Source organism: Aquimarina sp. TRL1 (assembly GCF_013365535.1).
Taxonomy (GTDB): domain Bacteria; phylum Bacteroidota; class Bacteroidia; order Flavobacteriales; family Flavobacteriaceae; genus Aquimarina; species Aquimarina hainanensis.
Window position 1 is genome coordinate 5,158,116 of sequence record NZ_CP053590.1, and the last position, 10,569, is coordinate 5,168,684.

10 protein-coding genes are annotated in these 10,569 nt (G+C 35.6%); 8 read left to right on the forward strand and 2 right to left on the reverse strand.

The window, feature by feature from the left end:
- The first annotated feature begins 15 nt into the window (after positions 1 to 15).
- From HN014_RS21275 to HN014_RS21310, 8 genes are all read left to right on the forward strand, one after another.
- Positions 16 to 846, forward strand: a complete 831-nt coding sequence (locus tag HN014_RS21275; protein WP_176030841.1) for an S-adenosyl-l-methionine hydroxide adenosyltransferase family protein — start codon at positions 16 to 18, stop codon at positions 844 to 846.
- Between the two features lie 5 nt (positions 847 to 851).
- Positions 852 to 1,139 (forward strand): putative quinol monooxygenase, encoded by a 288-nt coding sequence (locus tag HN014_RS21280; protein WP_176030842.1) that lies wholly within the window; start codon positions 852 to 854, stop codon positions 1,137 to 1,139.
- 42 nt (positions 1,140 to 1,181) lie between these two features.
- Positions 1,182 to 3,578: a gliding motility-associated ABC transporter substrate-binding protein GldG gene (gene gldG, locus HN014_RS21285; protein ID WP_176030843.1), complete on the forward strand. Its 2,397-nt coding sequence runs from the start codon at positions 1,182 to 1,184 to the stop codon at positions 3,576 to 3,578.
- A gap of 84 nt (positions 3,579 to 3,662) precedes the next feature.
- Positions 3,663 to 4,250: a DUF1572 family protein gene (locus HN014_RS21290; RefSeq protein ID WP_176030844.1), complete on the forward strand. Its 588-nt coding sequence runs from the start codon at positions 3,663 to 3,665 to the stop codon at positions 4,248 to 4,250.
- A 118-nt stretch (positions 4,251 to 4,368) separates the two neighbouring features.
- On the forward strand, positions 4,369 to 5,487 hold the full coding sequence (gene dnaN / locus HN014_RS21295; RefSeq protein WP_176030845.1) for a DNA polymerase III subunit beta: 1,119 nt from the start codon (positions 4,369 to 4,371) through the stop codon (positions 5,485 to 5,487).
- Positions 5,488 to 5,588: 101 nt separating this feature from the next.
- Positions 5,589 to 6,152, forward strand: a complete 564-nt coding sequence (locus tag HN014_RS21300) for a Crp/Fnr family transcriptional regulator (RefSeq protein ID WP_176030846.1) — start codon at positions 5,589 to 5,591, stop codon at positions 6,150 to 6,152.
- 97 nt (positions 6,153 to 6,249) lie between these two features.
- Positions 6,250 to 7,143, forward strand: a complete 894-nt coding sequence (locus HN014_RS21305) for a DUF6268 family outer membrane beta-barrel protein (RefSeq protein ID WP_176030847.1) — start codon at positions 6,250 to 6,252, stop codon at positions 7,141 to 7,143.
- A gap of 533 nt (positions 7,144 to 7,676) precedes the next feature.
- Positions 7,677 to 8,318 carry a spermidine synthase gene (locus tag HN014_RS21310; protein ID WP_176030848.1) on the forward strand — a complete coding sequence of 214 codons (642 nt, stop codon included), beginning with the start codon at positions 7,677 to 7,679 and terminating at the stop codon, positions 8,316 to 8,318.
- Between the two features lie 80 nt (positions 8,319 to 8,398).
- Here the strand turns inward: HN014_RS21310 and HN014_RS21315 are convergent, their stop codons facing one another.
- Positions 8,399 to 8,737, reverse strand: a complete 339-nt coding sequence (locus tag HN014_RS21315) for a DUF4870 domain-containing protein (RefSeq protein WP_176030849.1) — start codon at positions 8,735 to 8,737, stop codon at positions 8,399 to 8,401.
- 361 nt (positions 8,738 to 9,098) lie between these two features.
- The gene (locus tag HN014_RS21320; protein ID WP_176030850.1) at positions 9,099 to 10,562 is read right to left on the reverse strand and encodes a glutamate synthase subunit beta; all 1,464 of its coding nucleotides are present in this window, start codon (positions 10,560 to 10,562) and stop codon (positions 9,099 to 9,101) included.
- Positions 10,563 to 10,569: the final 7 nt, after the last annotated feature.

A 10,569-nucleotide genomic window follows, 5' to 3' on the forward strand; every position in this document is an offset into this window, starting at 1 on the left:
TAACAATTATTGTTCATGCCTATTATAACTTTAACAACAGATTTCGGAATCAAAGATCATTTTGTGTCTGCCGTTAAAGGTGCTATTTATACGGAATTACCTGATGCAAAAATTGTTGATATTTCTCATGAGATCTCTCCTTTTCATATTACCGAAGCTGCTTATATTATCCAGAATGCCTATAAAAGCTTTCCAAAAGGCAGTATTCATATCGTGGGGATTGACAGTGAGCCCAACCCTGAAAACAAACATATTGCCGTTAAGCTCAATGATCATTACTTCATTTGTGCTAATAATGGTCTTATCGGATTGATCGCTTCTGAATTTATTCCCGAAAAAATTGTGGAAATTAATATTCATAATGCAATTGACACTAACTTTCCTGTTCTTGATGTTTTTGTAGCAGTAGCCTGTCATATCGCCCGGGGAGGAACGCTGGAGGTTATTGGCAAAAATATTTCTGAGATTAAAATTATCAAAGGAATGACTCCTATCGTTAATGTCGGGGATAAGCAAATTGTAGGCAGCATTATCTATATTGATAACTACGGAAACCTTATCACTAATATTACCAGAAAACTATTCGAAGAAGTTGGTAAAGGAAGAAAATTCAAAATCTATGCCCGAAATGCAATCTTCGAAAATGTATATGAACGATATAGTGATGCTATTAATTTCTCGATTGAAAAGAGCAAACGAGAAGAAGATGGTAAAAAATTAGCTATTTTTAATTCTTCTGATTATCTGGAATTAGCCATTTATAAAAGTAATCCCAAAACGGTGGGAGGCGCTTCCAGCTTATTCGGATTAGATTACAGAGATACAGTCAGTATTAATTTTGAGTAAGTAACATGATCATACGAGTCGTTAAAATGGGGTTTATCCCAGAAGAGGTTGAAGCATTTCTAAACGTGTTCGAAAAAAACAAGCAACACATTCGGCATTTCGAAGGGTGCTCGCACTTGAGATTACTTAGAGATAAGCATACTCCTAATCAATTTTTCACCTACAGTCACTGGGAATCGGAAACACATCTCAATAACTATAGGAACTCTGCGTTATTCAAAGAAGTTTGGGCGCAAACCAAAATCAAATTCAATCAAAAACCAGAAGCCTGGAGTATGACAGAATCCTCTTAATGATCCTGCTACGAATGCGCTATAAAATATAATGACAGCACTATGCTTGCACTCATAAGAAAAGAAATAAACACTTTTTTTGCCTCGGCAATAGGCTATTTAGTTATTGCTATTTTTTTACTGATTAACGGACTCTTCTTATGGGTTTTTAGAGGTCCTTATAATATACTGAATAGCGGTTTCGCGGATTTATCTCCTTTTTTTCAGCTTGCCCCATGGATCTTACTATTTCTGGTACCTGCTACCACTATGAGAAGTTTTGCCGAAGAGAGAAAATCAGGAACATTAGAACTCCTATTAACTAGTTCTTTAAAAAAGAGAGAAATTGTTCTCGGAAAATTCTTAGGAAATTTTATACTGATAGGAATCGCTTTACTACCTAGCATTCTTTATTTTATCACCTTATACCAGCTTGGAAATCCCGTGGGAAATATCGATGCTGCAAGTGTTTTTGGGTCATATATAGCACTATTTTTACTAAGTGCCTCATATACTGCTATTGGTATTTTCTCATCTTCAATTACACAAAACCAGATTATTGCTTTTCTTATTGCAGCGCTTTTATCCTTCTTATTCTATTTGGGATGGAACAGTTTGGCAGAATTTGATCCTTCTGGGGTAAGTGGTCTCTTTTTCGAGCAGTTGGGAATGCAGTTTCATTATGAACGAATTAGCCGCGGGGTTATCGATACCAGAGATGTGGTATATTTTCTACTCGTGCTTATTGTTTTTTTAGTCATGACAGCTATTACCCTGCAAAAGAAAACTATCGTTCAAAAAATGAAGTCCATCGCATTGAGCTGTATCATTGGGGTCATTGTCGTCGCCATTGGAAACACGTATTACAAGCGTTTTGACCTTACTCATGACCAACGATTTACACTATCAGAAGCAACTAAGAAATTAGTTCGGGATATCGAAGTACCTATTGCTATTGATGTTTTATTAGAAGGGGATTTCCCTTCTGAGTTCAGGCGCTTACAAACCGAAACCAAGCAACTACTGGAAGAATTCAATGCACTGAATCCGAAAGTAAAATACATTTTCATCGATCCGCTAAAGGAAGAAGAAATCCGGGAAGAGACTTTGCTACAATTACAGCAACACGGATTAACCCCCATGCAGGTCACCGTTAAGGAAAGCGGAAAAACAGAAACCGAAACGGTTGTTCCCTGGGCAATTGTAAATTATCAGGATAAAAGTGTTCGAATTCCACTAGTCAAACATACTATTGGAGCTTCTACAGAAGAACGTGTTAGTAATTCAATTCAGCAACTCGAATATGCTTTTGCTGATGGGTTGACGAAACTACTCCGATCAAACAAACAAAAAATTGCCCTTCTCAAAGGGAATGGGCAATTACATGGATTGAAAATTGCCGACTTCGTTAGAAACCTGCAAAAGCATTATCACCTCAATTCTTTTCCTTTAGATTCTGCTAACGGGAATCCATTAAAAACATTGGAAGATCTACAGAATTTTGATTTGATTATTAATACCAAACCTACCCAGACATTTAGTGAAAATGAAAAATATGTATTGGATCAATATCTGATGCATGGAGGAAAAGCAATCTGGATGGTCGAACCTGTGGATATGGAAATCGATAGCCTGCTCACTCCCAGTGGGAGCGCACTAGCAACAATCCGAGATTTGCAGCTTAATGACCTGCTATTCTCCTACGGAGTTCGAATTAATCCGGTATTGGTTAATGATTTAATATCCTCCCCTCTGGTACTGGCATCAGGAGAAGGAAATAACACTCAGTTTAATACTTTCCCTTGGTTTTACAACCCTCTGGCTAAAACAAAAAGTGAGCATCCCGTTATTAAGAATATTGAGGCGGTTCAATTTGAATTTGCAAATCAGATTGACACCCTAAAAAACGATATCAAAAAAACGATCTTATTACAAAGCTCTGAAAAAACAAAACTAGAAGGAGTTCCTAAACAAATATCGCTGGATATTATTCAAAAAAAACCGGATCTTACTTCTTACAATCAAGGGAAGCAAAATTTGGCAGTTTTATTGGAAGGTTCTTTTAAATCTAACTATAAAAACCGCGTAAAACCTGTAAAAAATGAAGCGCATAAAGATCATGGTGCTCCTTCAAAAATGATTGTTATTGCCGATGGTGATATTGCAAAGAACTTCGTACGAAAAAATCGTCCGATGGAATTAGGCTATGACCCGATTCTCAATCTCCAATACGGGAATAAAGAATTTTTGATGAATGCCGTCAATTATCTGATGGATGACTCGGGACTTATTAGTGTACGAAGTAAAAAAATAAACATCCCATTTTTAGAAATAGAAAAGGTAGTTCGTCAAAAAAGTACATGGCAGGCAATTAATATTATAATGCCTTTATTATGTCTTGTTTTATTTGGTGTTGCGTTTATCTTTTTGAGAAAAAGAAAGTACAAAAAACCTCTTTAGGTTCTTTTCGCTCTGTATCCTTACTACAGCAAATATGATACTATTTTGTATTTTTAAAGAGATACACTTTTTATCATAACTATTATGGATGGAAATGACTATATAGAGAGCATAAAAAAACAATTCCTTTATTATAAAACCTTAGGCGAAAAAACCTTGCATCAATTGCCGGACGACGCCATTTTCTGGCAGTACAATGAAGCGAGTAACAGCATTGCAATTCTCATCAAGCACCTCTGGGGGAACATGATGTCCCGATGGACTGATTTTTTGACTACTGACGGAGAAAAAGAATGGAGAAAAAGAGATGAGGAATTCGCAAATGATATTCATTCCAAAACTGAATTACTCAAAAAATGGGAAGAAGGATGGACTTGCCTGTTTACCGCCCTAGACACCATTAATAAGACCAACTTCGATCAATTGGTATACATTCGTAATATAGGACATCGAATACCGGAAGCGATTCATCGTCAATTGGCACATTACTCCTATCATATTGGTCAAATCGTATATGTTGGCAAAATGATTTCTAATTCGCAGTGGCAATCTTTATCTATTCCCAAAGGAGGTTCGAAAGCATACAATAAACTTCGTTTCTCTAAAGAAAAACATCAGGCGCATTATACAGATGCACTACTAAAAGATAAAAACAATACAAAACAAAAGTAATTTCCCTCCTATTTGGTCAATAACTCCTCTATCATTGTTAATAACTATAGTTTTAGAGATACTATATTCCTTGCAGATTAAAATTATATTTGCGTAAACTGTACATAACGAATCGCACATGAAATTTATAGTATCCAGTTCATACCTGCTAAAGCAACTTCAAGTATTAGGAGGTGTTATTAACAATAGTAATACCTTGCCTATTTTAGACAATTTTTTGTTTGAACTAGATGGGAATTCCTTAACGGTTTCTGCTTCTGATTTAGAGACAACTATGTCTGCTAAACTGGAAGTTGAATCAGCAGATGAGGGAGTTATTGCTGTCCCGGCAAAATTATTATTAGAAACTCTTAAAACATTCCCGGAACAACCTTTGACGTTTGTGGTCGGTGACAATAACACTATAGAAATCAGCTCTAATCACGGTAAGTATGCACTTGCGTATGCTGACGGAGAAGAATTTCCTAAAGCTGTAGAATTAGAAGACCCTAGTGCTACCAATATTCTAGGGGACATTCTGGCTACCGCAATTAGCAAAACCATTTTTGCTACCGGTAATGATGACCTGAGACCTGTTATGAGTGGTGTGTTTTTTCAGTTTTCTACAGAGCAATTAACTTTTGTAGCTACCGATGCTCATAAACTTGTTAAATATTCCAGAGAAGATGTGAAGGCTTCTCAGGCTGCAGAATTTATTATGCCTAAAAAGCCATTAAATCTGCTAAAAGGAATTCTGGCGGGTAGTGATAGCGATGTACTTATAGAATATAATGAATCAAATGCGAAGTTCTCTTTTGATGACACACAGCTTATCTGTCGTCTTATCGATGGTAAATACCCTAATTATGAAGCAGTAATTCCTAAGGAGAATCCTAATAAATTAACAATTGCCAGAACACAATTTCTGAATTCAGTAAAAAGGGTTTCTATCTTCTCTAATAAAACGACACATCAGATTCGTTTAAAAATTGCAGGAGCTGAACTTAATATCTCTGCTGAGGATATCGATTACTCTAATAAAGCAGAAGAGCGATTGACATGTGATTATCAAGGAGATGATATGCAGATAGGGTTTAACTCTCGTTTTCTGAGTGAAATGCTTAATAACCTTAACGCTGATGAAGTACAGGTAGAAATGTCTCTGCCTAACAGAGCGGGAATCCTTACTCCTATCGATGGGCTTGATGAGGGAGAAAATGTTACGATGCTAGTGATGCCAGTAATGCTTAATGATTAGAAATACGAAAATTAATATATATCGAAAACCACAACAATTGTGTTGTGGTTTTTTTGTTTTGAGCCCTTACTACAAATTCCCTCACGCTTCTTTCTTCTTCTATGGATAAACTGGCAAAATACATTAAGGCACGCATTGATATTGATGACAATGTACTCAGCACCATTGTATCTTCGTTTGAGTCACGTACGATTGCTAAAGGAAAATTTGCAATCAAAAAAAATCAACTTGTAACTGATTATTACTTTATTCTTTCAGGAGGTTTACGCATGTATATCGTGCATAATGATATCGAATTAACTCGTTATTTTGCCTTTGAAGGGGAAATGATTGCCGATATTTCTAAAATTAAAGCCCGAGGCAGATCTAATACATATATTGAAGCAATTGAAAACACTGAATTGCTTACCATCAAGCACGAAAAAATGGAGCTGTTATACGAAACCTACCCTATATGGCAAAAATTTGGTCGATTGTTATGGGAAGAATCTTTTGCCAGTGTCCTCAACGGAGTTCATAACTTCCAAACATTATCCGCCAAAGAACGGTATCTCGACATTATGAAGAGATCAGATATTGTCAAACGCGTTCCTCTAAAAGACCTCTCTTCTTTTTTAGGGATCACTCCTTCTTCTCTGAGTCGAATACGAAAGGAAATCAAATAAGTATTTCTTGTCATTTGGCAATTTCACGAAGAGATTTCCTGTTGATCTTTGGGTTTGAAAACACAAACAAACCTAAAAGTAAAAACGGGAAAAAATTATGTTACAAAAATTCGGAATATACATTATTCTATTACTCTGTATTAATTGCTATGCTCAGCAAAACAGAGATATGGTATCGACTACTTACCTAATGTCTCTCTCCAAAAAAAATTTTGATTACAACAGAAAACGAATAAAAATAACACCTCCTCCAATTACGACTAAGAAATCACTATTTATCAATACTATCGGCATGGATATTCACGAGTTCACATACAATCAAGAACTTCCATTTTCTGAAGACCTGACAAGTATCTATACCATAAACCATAGCTTTCTTTTTAAGCACAGAATCACTCCTGCGTGGAGTTTTAATGTTTTTAGTCTAACTTCCTTACTTTCTAATAAACCCATAGCACATACCATTGACAACTTCTTATGGAATGGAGGACTTTTTGTAGAGCGTTCTTTTAGTAAAAACACTTTAAAAATCAGTGCTGGTGTCGGGTATTTCACCATGATAGGAGAATCCAGAATTACACCATTGTTAATGATTGAAAAGAAAATAGGTCGTATGTTCCTAGTACAGATAGGAATGCCTAAAACTCAGATTCAATATCAACCTCACAGAAACCATCTATTCAGTATCTCCGGAGAATTAAATGATTTTATGACCACGCTGTCTACCCCCGTTTCTCTTCATAGCGTTTCTTCTACCCAGGCAACAAAAGCTATTTTTACATCTGTATCAGCTGGAATCGGATATGCATTCTGGGCTAGCCGTTTTACGCGTTTATCAATTAAAGGGATGTATTCTGTATATGAAAATTATGAACTAATTGATGATGATAATAAAACCCTGTATGATTTTGACAGTCAAAACAGCTATTACCTCACAGTTGGTTTTCATATTGACATCACAAGAGGAAAAAGATCCTCTTCTATAAAATAACGCTCTAATCTACCTTACAAATAAGCTCCTAAAAAAACAGCTTCAAATGTTTATTTGTAGGAATATCTCTTACCATATTACAAAAAAGAACTGTATTCATGATTTTTATTAGCAAAAACAAGACTTGATAGCTCCTCCCTTATCAGGTCTTGTTTTTACAGATTATTCAATTATTTCATTTATTTTTATCAAATTCCTTTTTTTTTACTCCTATACAAAACATAATCAGTTTTATTTATGGTAAAATTGATAAAAACAATAACGAAACACTAAAAATAATCGTCATATGTTGTTACATTGGAAATATAATCTTAAAATTTCTACCCGTATGACACAATTTTTACACGCTCCACCAGAGAACCTTTTCTTCTTTATTTCTACTAAAAAAGCAACCCCATTTATTTAGTTTTTCAGATATAGCATACAGTTCAATAGTTCGTATGTTATCAATTGACATAAGAATGCTATTCCATGAATACGCATTTGTCTTTCAGGTACTACCAAATGCCTCTTAAAACCATAGAAATAATTACATGAAAAAATTACTGAGCTACGTATGGCCTTTGACCAGGACCATCGACTCTACTATTAACGGACCCCTTGAACTCACCTGGATTAATGGAAAAAAAGTACTCGATAGTAAAAATGCCAATTACTCTTATGGCACACTACAAAAGTTACTAACCTACGGATTGTCTAAAATTGAGATCCCACCTACAGCTACCATCCTCTTATTAGGTCTTGGAGGCGGTAGTATTATTAATCCTTTGCGAAAGCGATTCCAACACAAAGGAAAAATAACCGCTATAGAAATCGACCCTGTTGTTATTGAAATTGCAAAAGAAGAGTTCTTTATAGATGAATCAAAAAATTTACAAATTGTATGTCAGGATGCTTCTCATTTTGTGTACAAATGTGTTCATCATTACGACATTATTATTGTCGATTTATTTATAGATAACAAAGTACCAGAAGAATACTATTCTGTTATTTTTTGGAGAAACTTACTACGACTTTTAAATAAAAATGGTAAAGTCGTATTTAATGCAGGAATTCACGTAAAGAATTACAAGCAAATAGATCAACTTATCCAAACGCTCTCCGATACAATTACTTTTGAACAATATCACGATGTAGAAGGAGCCAATACATTACTTATCGGTTCCTACATATAATACATATATCAGGATATGTATTGAACTCAAAAGAAAAGCCGACTAAAGGTCGGCTTTATCGTATTGTTTGTTATATTGGTCTATCCGATAATATTCAGTGACAACGGATAAGATGGCTGTTGCCCATTACTCGCTCTAACAGCATTGACAATAGGATATATAAGGTATATTACTCCTAATACAATCAACCCTACAATCCCTAGTCCGAATAACAAAATTAACGGGATACAAATAATCATATAAATCAGCATGCTGATCTGAAAATTAATAATCGATTTTCCATGTGCATCCATTTGATCAATTCTGTCTTTTTGGGTTAACCAAATAATCAGAGGCACTATAAATCCTCCAAAACCTGTGATGACATCCAATAACTGTGATAGATGTGCCAGAACGAGAACACTGCTGTCTTTTTTCATAATATAGTAGTTTTTTGATTGATGATTGATTTATATATGCTAATAAAATTAGCAACATTGTATTAATATGACGAAAAGAATTGCATTTTGTTACATTTTTTTATTTAAAAACATCTCAGATGTTTCCATATGATCAGAAAGAAAAAGTTATATATCAAAAAAGCTACTAACTGAGGTTAGTAGCTTTTCATTTATAAAACAAACAACAATAAAAGTTTATCTAACTCACTCAAACAAACTTTACTCTTCAATATTTTATTCACCTAATAATCAGTATTAAAAGGCATTGAGGTTTCCCTCTAAATTATAATTCATTTTTCTACACCCCTTCATCTTACATTTACTCAGAGGTTGTTTATTTTTATACTCTAGGCAGATCTCCTTCTCCTTTTAATGGTAAATCCGAACTCCCCATAAGATAGGTATCTACGTAATGAGCTGCCTGTCTCCCTTCTGCGATTGCCCAGACAATTAACGATTGTCCTCGTCTGCTATCTCCTGCAGCAAAAACACCTTTGACATTAGTAGCATACGAACCGGTTTCTGCCTGTATATTGGTTCTGGCATCCATATCGACTCCTAACTGCTCTGCAATAGTTGTTTCGGAACCAGTAAACCCTAAAGCGAGTAATGCCAGATCACACTTCCATTCTTTTTCTGTTCCTGGTACTTCTTTCAGGTTAAAGCGTCCATTTTCTTTTACCCATTCTACTTCTACTGTAATCAACCCAACCAGATTCCCCTCATCATCTCCTATAAATTCTTTCGTAGAAATACTCCATCTTCGTTCTGCTCCTTCTTGATGAGATGAGCTTGTCCGTAAACGCATCGGCCAAAAGGGCCAAGGTTGATGTGCTGGCCGTTCTATAGTACCTTTACCCATAATCTCAAAATTAGTTACAGAGGTCGCTCCGTGCCTAACCGAAGTTCCAATACAATCTGATCCTGTATCTCCTCCTCCTATCACAATAACATCCTTATCCGTTGCCAGAATCTCTTCTCCTAATTCTTTGATACCGTCTACTCTTTTATTGTTTTGTTTCAGGAAATCCATTGCCTGAACAACACCATTGAGCGTTCCTCCTTTTACTGGTAAACTTCTTCTGACAGTTGCTCCTGTACATAAAACCACTGCATCGAATTCACTCTTCAATGTTTCTGCAGTAATATCTTTTCCTATCCAGGTATTCGGTTTGAAAATAACTCCTTCTTCTTCCAATACCTCCAAACGGCGATCAATTACTTGTTTTTCCATTTTAAAATCAGGAATCCCATAACGTAATAACCCACCTAGTTTTTCATCTCTTTCAAAAATAGTAACCCAATGCCCTGCTCTGTTTAGTTGTTGTGCAGCTGCTAATCCTGAGGGTCCTGACCCTACTACCGCCACTGTTTTCCCTGTTCGAACAGCAGGTGGTTTAGCCTTAATCCATCCGTTCTTAAATGCCTGCTCTACAATATTTTTTTCTATATTCTCTATGGTTATCGGGTTTTGATTGATTCCCATAACACATGCCTCTTCACAAGGTGCCGGGCATAGCCTTCCTGTAAACTCAGGGAAATTATTCGTGGAATGAAGTATTCTTGCTGCTTTTTCCCATTTCCCTCTATATACAGCATCATTAAAATCAGGGATTAGGTTCCCGAGAGGACAACCACTATGGCAAAATGGTATTCCACAATCCATGCATCTGGCGCCTTGATTTTTTAATGCTTTTTTTTCTAAAGGAATTGTAAACTCCTTATAATTTTTAATACGATCTTTAACAGGCTGATACTGTTCAATCTCTCTTTCAAATTCTAAAAATCCAGTGGTCTTTCCCATATCAATA